16 protein-coding genes and 1 pseudogene are annotated in these 12,926 nt (G+C 62.6%); 8 read left to right on the top strand and 9 right to left on the bottom strand.

Going from position 1 to position 12,926, the window contains the following annotated elements:
• Nucleotides 1–51 precede the first annotated feature (51 nt).
• Both ACF8R4_RS22725 and ACF8R4_RS22720 read left to right on the top strand, forming a co-directional pair.
• Nucleotides 52–615: a TetR/AcrR family transcriptional regulator gene (locus ACF8R4_RS22725; protein WP_156866679.1), complete on the top strand. Its 564-nt coding sequence runs from the start codon at nucleotides 52–54 to the stop codon at nucleotides 613–615.
• Nucleotides 602–1,195 carry a DUF4157 domain-containing protein gene (locus ACF8R4_RS22720; protein WP_060498993.1) on the top strand — a complete coding sequence of 198 codons (594 nt, stop codon included), beginning with the start codon at nucleotides 602–604 and terminating at the stop codon, nucleotides 1,193–1,195. Before ACF8R4_RS22725 ends, ACF8R4_RS22720 begins: the two co-directional genes overlap by 14 nt.
• A 47-nt stretch (nucleotides 1,196–1,242) precedes the next feature.
• On the opposite strand, the gene ACF8R4_RS22715 is transcribed toward ACF8R4_RS22720, so the two are convergent.
• On the bottom strand, nucleotides 1,243–2,235 hold the full coding sequence (locus ACF8R4_RS22715) for a bile acid:sodium symporter family protein (RefSeq protein ID WP_392493506.1): 993 nt from the start codon (nucleotides 2,233–2,235) through the stop codon (nucleotides 1,243–1,245).
• 119 nt (nucleotides 2,236–2,354) lie between these two features.
• Here ACF8R4_RS22715 and ampC point away from each other — a divergent pair, with 119 nt between their 5' ends.
• Both ampC and ACF8R4_RS22705 read left to right on the top strand, forming a co-directional pair.
• Nucleotides 2,355–3,497, top strand: a complete 1,143-nt coding sequence (ampC, locus tag ACF8R4_RS22710; RefSeq protein ID WP_060498991.1) for a class C beta-lactamase — start codon at nucleotides 2,355–2,357, stop codon at nucleotides 3,495–3,497.
• Between the two features lie 301 nt (nucleotides 3,498–3,798).
• Nucleotides 3,799–4,131 carry a hypothetical protein gene (locus ACF8R4_RS22705; RefSeq protein ID WP_003253895.1) on the top strand — a complete coding sequence of 111 codons (333 nt, stop codon included), beginning with the start codon at nucleotides 3,799–3,801 and terminating at the stop codon, nucleotides 4,129–4,131.
• Nucleotides 4,132–4,177: 46 nt separating this feature from the next.
• Here ACF8R4_RS22705 and ACF8R4_RS22700 read toward each other — a convergent pair whose 3' ends face one another.
• The 5 genes and pseudogenes from ACF8R4_RS22700 to ACF8R4_RS22680 all read right to left on the bottom strand — a co-directional run.
• Nucleotides 4,178–4,489, bottom strand: coding sequence for a hypothetical protein (locus ACF8R4_RS22700; RefSeq protein WP_060498990.1), 312 nt, complete (start codon nucleotides 4,487–4,489; stop codon nucleotides 4,178–4,180).
• Between the two features lie 142 nt (nucleotides 4,490–4,631).
• On the bottom strand, nucleotides 4,632–4,820 hold the full coding sequence (locus ACF8R4_RS22695; protein ID WP_003253897.1) for a hypothetical protein: 189 nt from the start codon (nucleotides 4,818–4,820) through the stop codon (nucleotides 4,632–4,634).
• 138 nt (nucleotides 4,821–4,958) lie between these two features.
• Nucleotides 4,959–5,279, bottom strand: coding sequence for a YbjQ family protein (locus tag ACF8R4_RS22690; protein WP_060498989.1), 321 nt, complete (start codon nucleotides 5,277–5,279; stop codon nucleotides 4,959–4,961).
• A 69-nt stretch (nucleotides 5,280–5,348) separates the two neighbouring features.
• Nucleotides 5,349–6,233: an O-acetylserine/cysteine exporter gene (locus ACF8R4_RS22685; RefSeq protein WP_019099052.1), complete on the bottom strand. Its 885-nt coding sequence runs from the start codon at nucleotides 6,231–6,233 to the stop codon at nucleotides 5,349–5,351.
• Nucleotides 6,234–6,354: 121 nt separating this feature from the next.
• Nucleotides 6,355–6,465: pseudogene (locus ACF8R4_RS22680) on the bottom strand (class II aldolase/adducin family protein); the annotation flags it as partial.
• Between the two features lie 186 nt (nucleotides 6,466–6,651).
• On the opposite strand from ACF8R4_RS22680, the gene ACF8R4_RS22675 reads away from it, so the two are divergent.
• Both ACF8R4_RS22675 and ACF8R4_RS22670 read left to right on the top strand, forming a co-directional pair.
• Nucleotides 6,652–8,604: an FAD-dependent oxidoreductase gene (locus tag ACF8R4_RS22675; RefSeq protein WP_156866681.1), complete on the top strand. Its 1,953-nt coding sequence runs from the start codon at nucleotides 6,652–6,654 to the stop codon at nucleotides 8,602–8,604.
• Nucleotides 8,605–8,643: 39 nt separating this feature from the next.
• Complete coding sequence (locus tag ACF8R4_RS22670; protein WP_392493503.1) at nucleotides 8,644–9,243, top strand: helix-turn-helix domain-containing protein; 600 nt, start codon at nucleotides 8,644–8,646, stop codon at nucleotides 9,241–9,243.
• 361 nt (nucleotides 9,244–9,604) lie between these two features.
• Here the strand turns inward: ACF8R4_RS22670 and ACF8R4_RS22665 are convergent, their stop codons facing one another.
• On the bottom strand, nucleotides 9,605–10,216 hold the full coding sequence (locus tag ACF8R4_RS22665) for an FMN-dependent NADH-azoreductase (protein ID WP_060498984.1): 612 nt from the start codon (nucleotides 10,214–10,216) through the stop codon (nucleotides 9,605–9,607).
• Between the two features lie 133 nt (nucleotides 10,217–10,349).
• Between ACF8R4_RS22665 and ACF8R4_RS22660 the strand changes: the two genes are divergently transcribed.
• Both ACF8R4_RS22660 and ACF8R4_RS22655 read left to right on the top strand, forming a co-directional pair.
• Entirely contained in the window at nucleotides 10,350–11,252 is a 903-nt protein-coding gene (locus tag ACF8R4_RS22660) for a LysR substrate-binding domain-containing protein (protein WP_060498983.1), read from the top strand.
• Nucleotides 11,245–11,604: an MmcQ/YjbR family DNA-binding protein gene (locus ACF8R4_RS22655; RefSeq protein ID WP_060498982.1), complete on the top strand. Its 360-nt coding sequence runs from the start codon at nucleotides 11,245–11,247 to the stop codon at nucleotides 11,602–11,604. Before ACF8R4_RS22660 ends, ACF8R4_RS22655 begins: the two co-directional genes overlap by 8 nt.
• 57 nt (nucleotides 11,605–11,661) lie before the next feature.
• Here ACF8R4_RS22655 and ACF8R4_RS22650 read toward each other — a convergent pair whose 3' ends face one another.
• Nucleotides 11,662–12,075, bottom strand: a complete 414-nt coding sequence (locus tag ACF8R4_RS22650) for a DUF1294 domain-containing protein (RefSeq protein WP_392493500.1) — start codon at nucleotides 12,073–12,075, stop codon at nucleotides 11,662–11,664.
• Nucleotides 12,068–12,898: an undecaprenyl-diphosphate phosphatase gene (locus ACF8R4_RS22645; protein WP_060499048.1), complete on the bottom strand. Its 831-nt coding sequence runs from the start codon at nucleotides 12,896–12,898 to the stop codon at nucleotides 12,068–12,070. The genes ACF8R4_RS22650 and ACF8R4_RS22645 overlap by 8 nt, the downstream gene beginning before the upstream one ends.
• Nucleotides 12,899–12,926 lie beyond the last annotated feature (28 nt).

The following is a 12,926-nucleotide window of genomic DNA, read 5'->3' as shown; positions in this document are numbered from 1 at the left end:
CGCTATGTTAAGATCGCGGTCATCGTCAAGCCCGCCGGCAGAGGCATGTGAATGCGCTACTCCAATGAACACAAACAGCAAACCCGCGAACGGCTGTTGGCCAGCAGCGGCGCGCTGGCCAAGCGGGGAGGTTTTTCCAGCACCGGCGTGGCCGGGCTGATGAAAGCGATTGGCCTGACCGGCGGCGCCTTCTACAACCACTTCCCGTCCAAAGATGACCTGTTCACCGAAGTGGTACGCCAGGAGCTGTGCAACAGCCCACTGGCACGCCTGGCCAGTTCGGGCGCAAGCCGCGAGCGGCTGGGCCGTTGCTTACAGCAGTACCTGAGCCTGGCCCACCTGCACAATGCCGAGGGTGGCTGCCCGCTGCCGCCGCTGGGTGTGGAAATCGCCCGGGCCGCCGCGCCCGTACGCGAAGAGGCCGAGCACTGGCTGGTCAGCCTTCACCAGGCCTGGCGTGCAACACTGGAGGATGATCAACTGGCCTGGGTGCTCATCAGCCAATGCGTCGGTGCGTTGATGGTCGGGCGCATGCTGGCCACTGAGGGTGTGCAGTCGCAGGTGCTGGACGCAAGCCGCCAGTTTGTCGAAAAGGCCCTGCATGAAGCGGATTAGCCTGCTGCTGGGCCTCACACTGGCGCTGCCCGCGCTTGCCGAACAAGCGTGCCCGCCCGGGCAATACCAGGTGTGCCTGATGGGGTGTTTTTGTGCGCCGATAGACCCGGGTCAGGCCGGCCAGATTCTCAAGGATGTGGAGGTCATGGCGTCCTCCAGCCTGACGTTCGCCTTGCGCCAGGCCAGGGATGATGCCACCGCCAACGGCGTCGAGCCGATCCCGCTGCATATCCGGGCGCAACTCGAACCCTGGTACAACTTTGCCGTGCTTGACGCAGCGCGCTTCCGGGTGGGTGACGAACAGCAAATGAGCGCGGCCAATGCAGTGTTGCAGAACCCTGATGTGAACGCTGTGACGCTGATCGACACGATCATCTTCCGGCGGGCCGACGATGCCGAGAACAACGTGGCCCTGTGGGCGCATGAGCTCAAGCATGTGCAGCAATATCAGGAATTGGGGGTAGAGGAATTCGCCCGGCGCTATACGCGCAACTACGACGACCTGGAGGGACCGGCCTACAAGATCGAGGCCGAGGTGGGCAAGGCACTGCGCGAACGCGGCTCGGGCCAGGCCAGATAGCAGCAGCGGTGCGCGACGCTGTGGGCACGCCCGCTGCGCTTGGTTTTTCAGGACGCCACCGATGCCTCTTCTGCCACTTGCTCTCGGCTGGCATAACGCTGCGCCAACACCGCGCAGACCATCAGCTGGATCTGATGGAACAGCATCAGCGGCAAGATCATCGCACCAATGCCGCTGCCCACGAACAACACCTGGGCCATCGGCACGCCGGTCGCCAAACTCTTCTTGGAGCCGGCGAACAGGATGGTGATACGGTCTTCCAGGCCAAAGCCCAGCACCTTGCCAAGCAGACGCGTGCCAAACAGCACTACCGCCAGCAAAATCCCGCACACGGCGAACAACCCGGCCAGGTGCTGCGGCGATACCGTGTGCCACAGCCCGGTGACAACTGCCTCGCTGAAGGCGGTGTACACCACCAGCAGGATCGAGCCCTGATCCACCACCTTGAGCCAACGAGCATTGCGCTTGACCCAGGCGCCGATCCAGCGTCGCGCAATCTGCCCCGCCACGAACGGCACCAGCAGTTGCAAGGTGATCTTCAGCACGGCATCCAGGCCGGAGCCGGTGTCGCCACTGGCGCCCAGCAGCAGCATCACCAGCAACGGGGTAAGGAAGATGCCCAGCAGGCTGGATGCGGCAGCACTGCAAATGGCCGCCGGCACATTGCCACGGGCCAGCGAAGTGAACGCGATGGCCGACTGCACGGTAGCCGGCAAGGCACACAGGTAGAGCACGCCCAGGTACAGTTCATTGCCCACCAGCGGCACGAACAGCGGCTTGAAGGCCAGGCCCAGCAGCGGGAACAGCACGAACGTGCAGGAGAACACCAGCAGGTGCAGGCGCCAGTGCCCGGCACCGGCAATGATCGCCTCGCGCGACAGCTTGGCGCCGTGCAGGAAGAACAGCAGGCCGATGGCCAGGTTGGTCAGCCAGCCGAAATACACTGCGCCATCCCCTGAGCAAGGCAGCACGGTGGCAATCAGCACCACCCCGAGCAAGGCCAGGGTGAAATTGTCGAATAACATGCGCAAATACTTCATCACTGTGTCCATCTTGTCATTGTGCAAGGGCAAACGATAAGGTCTGCGGCTTTTCGCCGCTAACGCCGGAACCCCCACCGGTATCGCTCAACGGACACGCGCCACAAAAGGACCCCACCATGCCCCTCTCCCGCCTGGCCGCGCTTGCTGCCGCCATTACCCTCACCTTGGGCCATGCTGGCGCCCAGGCCGATGACCAGCTGCAAGCCAAGGTAGACCGTATCATCCGCCCACTGATGCAGGCGCAAGGCATCAGCGGCATGGCCGTGGCCATCTACGCCCGCGACCACGCGCACTACTTCAGCTACGGCGTGGCCAGCAAGGCCGACAACGTGCCGGTGAGCCGTGACACGCTGTTCGAGATCGGTTCGCTGAGCAAGACCTACACCGCCACCCTGGCGGCACTGGCCAGTGCCGAGGGCCAGCTGGACCTCACCGCGCCGGCCAAACGCTACCACCCGGCGCTGGCCGGCACGCCCATCGGCGACGCCACGGTGCTGGAACTGGGCGCCTACAGTGCCGACTGCCTGCCCTTGCAGTTCCCGGATGCGGTGCAGACGTCGCAGCAGGTCGTCGATTTCTTCCGACACTGGCAGCCCCACGCCAAGCCCGGTACGCAACGCTGCTATTCCAATCCTAGCCTTGGCTTGTTTGGTGACCTTGCCGCCCGCGCGCAGCACCAGCCGTTTGCCACACTGATGACCGAAGGCCTGCTGCCGAAAATGGGCCTGGAGAACACCTACCTGCACATCCCGGCCAGCGCCCAGGGCCTTTATGCCCAAGGGTACGATGCCGCCGGAAAACCGGTGCGCGTCGGCCCCGGCCCGTACGCCGACGAAGCCTACGGCATCAAGACCAGTGCCAGCGACTTGCTGCGTTACGTGCGCCTGCAGATGCAGCCTGAAGGCTTGCCACCGGCACTGGTGAAAGCCATCGACATCACCCAGCAAGGCTACTTCCAGGTCGGCGCCATGACGCAGGGCCTGGGGTGGGAACGCTACGCCTACCCGGCAACCCTGGCCACACTGGTCGATGGCAACAGCCCGCGGCTGATCCGTGAACCCCAAGCAACCACACGCTTGCAACCGGCCCTGCCCGCCCAGCCGGCTGCCTGGTACAACAAGACCGGTTCAACCAACGGTTTTGGTGCCTACGCCGCGTTCGTGCCTTCCGAACAGCTGGCGATCGTGTTACTGGCCAACCGAAACTACCCGAACGAAGCGCGGGTGCGCGCCGCCTTCGAGATACTGTCCAGCCTTTAGTACAAGCAGCGATTGTCAAACAAAACGACAGAAATGTAGTGCCAGAAAATATTCACTACAAAATGGTTGACGCCGTTCATCGCCCTTGTGCATGATGAAGCCGTCTCCCCGATCGGGAGCGGTGGCAAGGGTGTTCCAGACGGCCTGCGCGGTAACGCAGGCCGTCCGTGGAGAGGGAAACTGTCCAAAAGGCAGCGTGAGAAAGCCCCTGTTGCGATGCTGCTGTAGCAGCCTTGGTAGTGCGCTACACCGTGGTAGCGCCAACTGTGAAAATCACCTACGAATGGGTAATGGGGGCTTTATGATGAACTTGAACAACAATCCTACTATCGACCAATTGGCCCAGCTGTTCGCCGTGCGCAAAGACAGCCTTGACGACCACCTGCTGTGGGTCAGCCAAACCGGTGAAGTGCGCCTCGACCGCCTGCCACCGAACACCGTCGAAGATGAATTTGAAGAGCACCTGCCCAGCATGCGTGCACGCTTCAAGGTCTACCGCCGTGGCCAGGGCTACGTTGGCAAGAAGGCCGCCGCAGACACCGAGTTCGTTGGCCGCGTGCTGCAGACCCTGCAACAAGAATGGCCCGCTGCCCGTGAGCAGCAGGCAGTCAAGGTGATCGAACCGCTCAATTGAGGGTTCCCGCCTTTACCTGAGCCCGGCCCTCTTTGGCCGGGCTTTTTCATGCCTGGCGCCGCTGGCTGCAGGTTTCTGGCAAGGGCAAGGCACCGGTTGCCATCGCCCTGGCGCGGTCGACACCCCATACCAAGGCGCGGGTCATGGTCTCGCCCGGCCGTGTCGGGTAGTACTCCTCCAACAGTGCGCGCCCATCTCCAGCGTACAACCCCAAAAACAGCTGAGTGGCCCCCAGGCGCGACAGGCGCACCTGCACATCCAGCGTGGTGCCGTCACTGAGGGCTTCATCGTGGCTGCGGCTGTGCAGTTGGGCGTCGGCCCACTGCCAATAGGTCTGTTCCCTGACTCGCATGAGCATTCAATCCTCCGTTACTGGAATGCCCCGCCAGAAAACCACAACCTCGGCCAGCCGGCGAGTGCTACCCGGCAATGCCATGAGGCGGGTCAACAAAGCGCAATAAAAACCCCGCCATTCAGCGGGATCATGTACGGGGGCGGGATCACTTCTTCAGCGGAACCCGCGGCATGAAGCGGCCTTTTTTGCTGCGCTGCAGGTGTGCAGGCTGGAGCTGTTCGGAATCATCCAGCGTCATGTGGGCGAAGCCCAGGCGAAAGGCCGCCTGACCGCAACGCACCTGGCTGTTGATCGGGAACGCGTCATTCAGGTCTTCGAAAAAGGATTCGCTCATGCCCTGTCTCCCTCCAGTGGCGGTCGCGTCGGCAACCAGAAGAGCTGCCCAGGAAACGCGGCCTGTGAGAATGAGACTAGCTGGTCATTTGCGGACCGACCGGACAAGATTCCGGCAGCCGACCAGTGGCAACCCGCTCTACTTCAAGCGCACTGCCGTACCGGTGGCAAATACCACGACCATACCGCCCTGTACCGACGGCATACTGATCTCGAAATCCACACCCACTACTGCATCGGCTTGCAACTGGCGTGCCCGAGCCTTGAGTTCTTCGGTGGCCTGCTCGCGCGCCTCGCGCAGCGCGCTCTCCAGGGTTTGCGAACGGCCGCCGAAAACATCACGAAAGCGTGCAAAGAAATCGCGCACGAAGTTGATGCCCTGCACCGATTCGGAGCTGACCACGCCCAGGTATTCGGCAATCGGGCGGCCTTCGAGCTGGCTGGTGGTGGAAATGATCATGGGTGCGCTCCGCTGGCCTGGCAAAAGAGGCCGATTCTAACAGAGCGCAGTCCGGCAGATAGGGCCGCTTTACGCGTTGGCCGCGCGCAAGCGCTGGCCAAGCCGCGCGCCAAACACGTTCACCAGCAACCCGGCCATGACCAGCAATGCCCCCCAGCCTTGGGTTGCGGTCAGCCGTTCGCCCAGCAGCAATGCCGACGAACTCAGGCCGATCACCGGCACCAGCAGCGAAAAAGGTGCCACCTTGCCAGCCGGATGGCGTGACAACAGCTTGCTCCACAAACTGTAGCCAAGCATGGTGGCGACAAAGGCCAGGTACGCCAACGCCAGCACCGAGCTCCAGCTGATGTTGGCCAGCGCATGGCCAATGCGCTCAGGCCCTTCCAGCCACCAGGACAACGCCAGGAACGGCAACGGCGGGATCAGGCCGCCCCAGATCACCAGTGCCACCAGGTCAACCGAACCAAACCGTCGCGTGATGATGTTACCCAGGCCCCACATGGCACCGCCGCACAGGGTCAGCACCAGCGCCAGCATGGGCACATGGCCGCCGTCTTCGCTGCCGATCAATGCCAGGCCGCTGGCCGCCACCAACAGCCCCAGCACGCTGGCCAGGCGCAGCCGCTCACCCAGGAACAACGCCGCGAAACCGAGGGTGAAGAACGCTTGCGACTGCAAAATCAACGAGGCCAGCCCTGGCGGCATGCCGCTGTACATGGCCTGGAACAGAAAGGCGAACTGGCCCAGCGAAATGGTGGCCCCGTAGGCGATCAGCCAGCGCCACGGCAGTTTGGGCCGCCTGACCAGCAAGATGGCCGGAAACGCCACCAACAAGAAGCGCAATGCCCCCAGCAACATCGGCGGCAAGCCATCGAGGCCAACCTTGATGACCACGAAGTTGACTCCCCAGGCGACAATCACCACCAGGGCGATGAGCAGGTCCTTGAGCGGCATTGCGAGTTCCTTCTTCAGGCTTTTCTAGACATATTTCGTTACAGCATAAGACTATTCCTTTGGCTGCGACCAGCACAGTTGTGGCCAAGGGTTGCGCAACAGTGACTGTTACTGCATCCGTTCAATCCCGAAAGCCAGGCGCCGTCTTTTCCAGCATCCGCAACAGCGCAGCCCATGCCAATTGCAGTGCATCCGGGTCCGCCAGCTCCCCCTGCCTCAAGCCCCTGCCCGGCTCCATCAGGATCAGTTCGGCGGCATGGCCCAGGCGTTTCCAGTCAAGGCGCTCATTTGTGAGCTCACGCCCGCCGTGAGGGTGAACAAAACCCCGTTGCGTATCAGTAAATAAAAACGTTATTTTTTTACTAAGGCTACACTTTAATAAACAAAACAAGAACAACACCGCACTGGAGCCGCCTGTATGCAGACCGCCTTCCCTCACCTGTTCGAACCCTTGCAGATCCGCGGCAAACGCCTAAAGAACCGCATCATGTCCACCGGCCATGACACCTGCCTGCCTACCGACAATCTGGTGAATGACAAACTGATCGCCTACCAGCGCGACCGCGCCGCCGGGGGCGTCGGCCTGATCGTGCTGCAAGTTGCCGGAGTGCATGACAGCGCCCGCTACACCTCGCATGTGCTGATGGCCACCGACGATGCCTGCATCGACGGCTACCGCCAGCTGGCCGAAGCCTGCCATGCGCACGGTACTGTGGTGCTCTCGCAGCTGTTTCACCCCGGGCGGGAGATCATGGAGTCGGCAGACGGCCTGTTGGCGGTGGCGTACTCGGCGTCTTCGGTGCCCAACGAACGCTTCCGCGTCATGCCCCGCGCGCTGGACCAGGCGATGATCGATGAAATCGTCCAGGGCTACGCCAGCGCCGCCCGCCGCCTGCAGCAGGCCGGGCTGGATGGTGTCGAGGTGGTGGCCAGCCATGGCTATCTGCCCGCGCAGTTCCTCAACCCACGGGTGAACCTGCGCAGCGACGGCTACAACGGCGAACTGGAACAACGCCTGAGGTTCCTGCGTGAAGTGCTGGCCGCCGTGCGCGCCGCCACCGATGAGCAGTTCATCATCGGCCTGCGCATCAGCGCCGACGAACGTGACAGCCAAGGCCTGAGCGAGGACGAGTCACTGGCCGCCGCAATTGCCTTGCAGGGCCAACTCGACTACCTGCACATCGTCGCCGGTACCTCAGCGTCACTGGGTGGCGCCGTGCATATCGTGCCGCCCATGGCCATTGAGCCCGCCTACCTGGCACGCGAGGCCGCTGCCTTCAAGCAACAGCTGGCTATCCCGCTGTTCGTGACCGGGCGCATCAACCAGCCCCAGGATGCCGAACTGATTCTGGCCCGCGGCCAGGCCGATGTCTGCGGCATGACCCGTGCCTTGATCTGCGACCCGTTGATGCCGAACAAAACCGAACGCGGCCAGGTCGAAGATGTACGCGCCTGCATCGCCTGCAACCAAGCGTGCATCGGCCACTTCCACCGTGGCCTGGCCATCTCCTGCATCCAGCGCCCCGAAACCGGTCGAGAACTGCAGTACGGGCAACTGACGCCCACGGTCACACCCAAGCGCATCCTCGTGGCCGGCGGTGGGCCATCTGGCATGAAGGCCGCCGCCGTGGCCGCTGCCCGAGGGCACCAGGTAACACTGTACGAGGCTGGCCCCCAACTCGGCGGCCAGGTGCTGCTGGCCCAGTTGCTACCGCGCCGCGCCGAGTTCGGAGGGGCCAGCACCAACCTGCAGCGGGAAATGGCCCTGGCCGGCGTGGAAGTCGTGCGCAACACCCGGGTCGACCGCGCCTTGGTCGAGCGCGAGCGCCCCGACCTGGTCATTGCCGCCACCGGTGCCACTCCTTACTGGCCAGCGTTCGAACGCACTGGCGACTTGCAAGTGGTGGACGCCTGGCAGGTGCTGCGCAATGAAGTGAAGCCGGGGCGCTCGGTGCTGGTCATCGACTGGCGCTGCGACTGGATCGGCCCGGGCATCGCCGAACGCCTGGTGCGCGAGGGGCATCACGTGCAGCTGGCGGTTAACGGTACCCATTGCGGCGAAAGCCTGCCGCTGTACGTGCGCGATCAACTGGCCGGCGAGTTGCATCGCCTGGGCATCCCCATCACCCCGTACGCGCGCCTGTATGGCAGCGACGACAACACGGTGTACTTGCAGCACACTGCCAGTGGCGAGCCGATGATCTTCGAGGGTATCGACACCCTGGTGCTGTGCCTGGGCCATCAGCCTGAAGACAGGCTGGCCAGCGAGCTGGCCGGCCTGGTGGAAGTTCGGCGTGTTGGCGACTGCCTGGCGCCACGCACCGCCGAAGAAGCGATTCACGACGGCCTGACGGTTGCCTGGTCGCTCTGAGGCTGTACATACTGCGGCTTTTACGATGGTCCGACCTGCATGAGCCAACTTCCCCAGCCCCCCGCCAGTAAAGCCGGGGGCGCCGCGCCGCAGTTCCTGGGCACCCGCATCCGCGGCCTGCGCAAGCGCCGTGGCATGACCCTGGCGGAGTTGGCTGCACACAGTGAACTGACTGCCGGTTACATCAGCCAGCTGGAGCGCAACCTCTCCTATCCGTCGATCCCCGCGTTGTTCAACATCGCCCGCAGCCTGGGCGTGACCATCCAGTGGTTCTTTGCCAGCGAAGCCAGCACCGCCCCCGAAGACCAAGGCTACGTGGTACGACGCAACAGCCGCCTGAGCGTGCATTACGAAGATGGCATTGTCGATCAGTTGCTCACCCCCCAACCCAACCGCCAGCTGGAAATCCTGCACTCACGCTTCCCCCCGGGCACCTACAGCCAGCAAAGCTACAGCCATGAGGGCGAAGAAGCCGGCTACCTCCTCAGCGGCAGCTTCGAGCTTTGGGTGGGCGAGCGGCATTTCCAGCTGGGTGAAGGCGACAGTTTCAGCTTTTCCAGCCAGGAACCCCATCGCTATGGCAACCCCGGCGAAGTGGATGCCGTGGTGATCTGGGTGATCACGCCGCCAACATTTTGAAGCACTCCCGCAGGCCTTGGTAACACTGCTGACCCTCGATAGGGCCTACCTTGCCAGTACGGTGGTCTGGACAGTAGGTTTCAAGGCCAACCCGCTCACCGAACAGATCACCGGCGAGCGCGACCGCCAAGGTCGAGGCCAAGGTGTTGAAATCGCAGATCAACTCCGTGTGGATCTACCCGCCAGCGGCAGATCGTACAGCGGCTTTGGAAGCGGCTGATCCCGCCATACCGGTTGCCTGAAACGGCCTCATCGCCGGCAAGCCAGCTCCCACATCGACCGCATCGACATTAAGTCATGCGCTGTACCTGTGGGAGCTGGCTTGCCGGCGATGAGGCCGTGACAGGCCTGCTACAAAGGTTCAGGCAGCTGCAAACAGCTCGTTGGCAATCTGAGCCTGGGCGGCGTCAATCGCCTGGCTACGGTGTTCCGGGCCATAGGCCAGGCCATGGGCGCGGACGATCTCCAGGTCGGTGACACCGATGAAGCCCAGGAACACTTTCAGGAAGTCCTCATGCCCGGCGCCTGTCGGCTGGCCAGCGTGCAGGCCACCGGCAGTGGAAACCAGCACCACTTTCTTGTTGCCGCACAGGCCTTCCGGGCCAGCTTCGGTGTAGCGGAACGTTTTGCCGGCAACGGCCACGCGGTCGATCCAGGCCTTGAGTTGGGTCGGTACCGTGAAGTTGTACATCGGCGCACCAATGACTACAGCATCAGCAGCCAGGAATTCTTCCAGGGTTTCAGCACTGAGCCTGGCTTCAAAAGCCTGGGCAGCATCACGCATGTCTTCAGGGGTGCCAGCTGCTACCAAGGTGGCAGCAGAAAAGTGGGCGATGGCGTCAGCGGCCAGGTCACGGTAAACCACTTCCACGCTTGGATCAGCGGCTTTCCAGGCCTCGACCACTTCACGGCTTAGCTGGCGGGAAGCGGAATTGTCGCCCAGGATGCTCGAATCGATGTGCAACAGTTTCATGGGACTCTCCTGTGATTGAAGACCGCGCCAGTGGGCGATCACGATGGGGAGAATCCTACCGGGGTGCGCAATGGCTGATAAGGAGGCAAAAATGCGTTAGTTTGTCCCACAGGTGGAACAGTGAGACAGGCCCATGCAAGACCTTAACGACCTCTTTTACTTCGCGCGCGTCGTCGAAGCCGGTGGATTCGCCGCAGCCGGGCGCCAGCTGGGTATCCCCAAGTCGCGCCTGTCGCGGCGTATCGCCGAGCTGGAAGAGCGCCTTGGCACGCGCCTGCTGCAACGCACCACGCGGCAGCTCAAGCTCACCGCAGTAGGTGAACGCTACCTGCATCATTGCCAGGCCATGCTGCTGGAAGCCGAAGCGGCCGATGAAGCCGTCGCCAGCATGAGCAGTGAACCGCGCGGGCGCTTGCGGGTGTCTTGCCCGGTGGCGCTGGCACACGCATTCCTGCCAGATGTGATCAGCCGTTTTCTTGAGCAGTACCCGCTGGTGCAACTGGACATGGTGCTGCTCAACCGCCGGGTCGACCTGATTTCCGAAGGCATCGACGTGGCACTGCGCGTGCGTGACCTGGGCGATGAAGACCCGGCGCTGGTCACCCGCCGCCTTCGCCAGGCGCAAATGCAACTGGTAGCTGCGCCCGGGTTCGCCGATCACATTCGTGAACCTGCCGAGCTGGCGTCACTTCCCGTGCTGGGCGCTGCCGAAGCAGACCGGTTGGTACACTTTCGCTTGTTCGGCCCTCATGGCAAGCAGCAGGAAATCGCTCTGGAACCGCGCTTGGCCATTGATGATTTCGTAGTACGTAATGCTGCTGTACGAGCCGGCCTCGGCTTCACTGCCCTGCCCAGCATGTTTTGCGAGGAAGAACTGGAGCGCGGCGAACTGGTGCGCCTGCTGCCAGACTGGTCGCTACCGGGTGGCTACCTGCAAGCGGTATACCCCCACCGGCGGGGTGTACTGCCTGCAGTGCGGGTATGGATCGATCACCTGGCAGCATCATTCGAGGCCTGTGGAGAACGGTATGTCTGAAAGGAAAATGAGCGAAGCCGAAGTGGCAGCGTTTTGCCTGAGCCTGCCGGGTGCGCGGGAAGACTACAAATGGGGTGGCATTCGGGTGTTTTCAGTGGCTGGCAACAAGATGTTCGCCGTGCTCGACCTGGCCGGTGCGGGTTTGTCGTTCAAAGTGGCCGATGAACTGTTTCTCGGCTACTGCGACCGCCCAGGGGTACGACCTGCGCCGTATCTGGCGCGAGCAAAATGGATCAGCATGGCGCAGCCCTATCCCATGGGGCGTGATGAGCTTAGAGATTTGCTGCAGCGCTCGCACCAGTTGGTGGTCCGGCGCTTGCCGAAGCGATTGCAGGTGGGGTTGGTGATGTAGTTTCCTGTACCGGCCTCTTCGCGGGCGTGCCCGCTAAGAGGCCGGTACAGGCAATAATCAAGTTAAGGGCAGATAACGCCCCTCAAAAAACAGCCAGTCCGCCCAGAACACCTGGTGTACCAGCACAATCCCCCAGAACACCAGCTGGTAAGACAGCTTGCGTGTCTTGTGCCGAAATATCTGCTGCGCCACCAGTGCCCCCGGCCAGCCACCCAACAGCTCACTGGCATGCAGCACTTTCTCGGGCGTACGCCAGGCCTGGGTACGCGCCTGTTGCTTATCCTGCCAATACAGCAACAGGCTGATCAGGCTCATCGCCGGGTACAGCGCCAGCAGCCACCAGGCCTGGTCGTTCCAGGCCATGCGCGCAGCGCCCAGCCCGGGCAACAGGCACAGCCCCCCCAACAGCAGCAGTTTGAGGCGCATATTGCGTACGCCCTCCGCCCGTTGCCCGCGCAACACCTCAGCCATGCGCTGTCGACCAGTCAACCCAGCCGAACTGCCAAGTCGCCAGAATCAGCAGGCCGAACACAATGCGATACCAGGCAAACGCCGCGTAGCTGTGGTTGGCAATGAACTTGAGCAACGCCCGCACGGCGATCATGGCGAAAATGAACGACGTCACGAAACCAACGGCAAATACCGGCAAGTCACCGGGCTGGAACAGGTCACGGTATTTGTAACCCGAATACACCGCCGCGCCGACCATGGTCGGCATCGCCAGAAAGAACGAAAATTCGGTCGCGGCCTTGCGCGACAACCCGAACAGCAGGCCGCCAATGATGGTCGAGCCCGAGCGGGAAGTGCCCGGAATCATTGCCAGGCACTGGATGAAGCCGATCTTCAGCGCATGGCTCCAGCGCATGTCGTCCACATGGTCCACCTGCACGCGGTGTTCGCGGCGCTCGGCCCAGAGCATGATGATGCCACCCACCACCAATGCCGCCGCCACGGTGATCGGGTTGAACAGGTATTCGTGAATCAGGTCGGCGAACAGCACGCCCAGCACCACCGCCGGCATGAACGCCAACAGCAGGTTACCGGTGAAACGCCGCGCCTTGGGCTGGCTGGCCAGGCCAAACACCACTTCGAAAATTTTGCCACGAAACTCCCACACCACCGCCAGGATCGCTGCCAGCTGAATGATGATGTTGAATGCCATGGCCCGCTCACCGCCAAAACCTATCAGGTCGGCGACGATGATCTGGTGCCCGGTACTGGAGATCGGCAGAAACTCCGTCAGCCCTTCGACCACGCCTAAGATGATTGCCTGAAAGGCAGTCCAAAAATCCATCATTCCCCCGGATGGAGCGCCGCTTGCT

Origin of the sequence: Pseudomonas sp. FYR_2, from assembly GCF_043106425.1 — a bacterium.
GTDB lineage: Bacteria > Pseudomonadota > Gammaproteobacteria > Pseudomonadales > Pseudomonadaceae > Aquipseudomonas > Aquipseudomonas monteilii.
This window is presented reverse-complemented; position numbering and strand designations above follow the sequence as displayed.

What these genes read in the sequence shown, in the direction of transcription:
- ACF8R4_RS22700 (WP_060498990.1), bottom strand. Translation starts at nt 4,489, where the DNA reads ATGCTCATGCGAGTCAGGGAACAGACCTATTGGCAGTGGGCCGACGCC.
- ACF8R4_RS22715 (WP_392493506.1), bottom strand. Translation starts at nt 2,235, where the DNA reads ATGAAGTATTTGCGCATGTTATTCGACAATTTCACCCTGGCCTTGCTC.
- ACF8R4_RS22685 (WP_019099052.1), bottom strand. Translation starts at nt 6,233, where the DNA reads ATGCCGCTCAAGGACCTGCTCATCGCCCTGGTGGTGATTGTCGCCTGG.
- ACF8R4_RS22695 (WP_003253897.1), bottom strand. Translation starts at nt 4,820, where the DNA reads ATGAGCGAATCCTTTTTCGAAGACCTGAATGACGCGTTCCCGATCAAC.
- ACF8R4_RS22665 (WP_060498984.1), bottom strand. Translation starts at nt 10,216, where the DNA reads ATGAAACTGTTGCACATCGATTCGAGCATCCTGGGCGACAATTCCGCT.
- ACF8R4_RS22725 (WP_156866679.1), top strand. Translation starts at nt 52, where the DNA reads ATGCGCTACTCCAATGAACACAAACAGCAAACCCGCGAACGGCTGTTG.
- ACF8R4_RS22660 (WP_060498983.1), top strand. Translation starts at nt 10,350, where the DNA reads ATGCAAGACCTTAACGACCTCTTTTACTTCGCGCGCGTCGTCGAAGCC.
- ACF8R4_RS22645 (WP_060499048.1), bottom strand. Translation starts at nt 12,898, where the DNA reads ATGGATTTTTGGACTGCCTTTCAGGCAATCATCTTAGGCGTGGTCGAA.
- ACF8R4_RS22650 (WP_392493500.1), bottom strand. Translation starts at nt 12,075, where the DNA reads ATGGCTGAGGTGTTGCGCGGGCAACGGGCGGAGGGCGTACGCAATATG.
- ACF8R4_RS22720 (WP_060498993.1), top strand. Translation starts at nt 602, where the DNA reads ATGAAGCGGATTAGCCTGCTGCTGGGCCTCACACTGGCGCTGCCCGCG.
- ACF8R4_RS22675 (WP_156866681.1), top strand. Translation starts at nt 6,652, where the DNA reads ATGCAGACCGCCTTCCCTCACCTGTTCGAACCCTTGCAGATCCGCGGC.
- ampC (WP_060498991.1), top strand. Translation starts at nt 2,355, where the DNA reads ATGCCCCTCTCCCGCCTGGCCGCGCTTGCTGCCGCCATTACCCTCACC.
- ACF8R4_RS22690 (WP_060498989.1), bottom strand. Translation starts at nt 5,279, where the DNA reads ATGATCATTTCCACCACCAGCCAGCTCGAAGGCCGCCCGATTGCCGAA.
- ACF8R4_RS22670 (WP_392493503.1), top strand. Translation starts at nt 8,644, where the DNA reads ATGAGCCAACTTCCCCAGCCCCCCGCCAGTAAAGCCGGGGGCGCCGCG.
- ACF8R4_RS22655 (WP_060498982.1), top strand. Translation starts at nt 11,245, where the DNA reads ATGTCTGAAAGGAAAATGAGCGAAGCCGAAGTGGCAGCGTTTTGCCTG.
- ACF8R4_RS22705 (WP_003253895.1), top strand. Translation starts at nt 3,799, where the DNA reads ATGATGAACTTGAACAACAATCCTACTATCGACCAATTGGCCCAGCTG.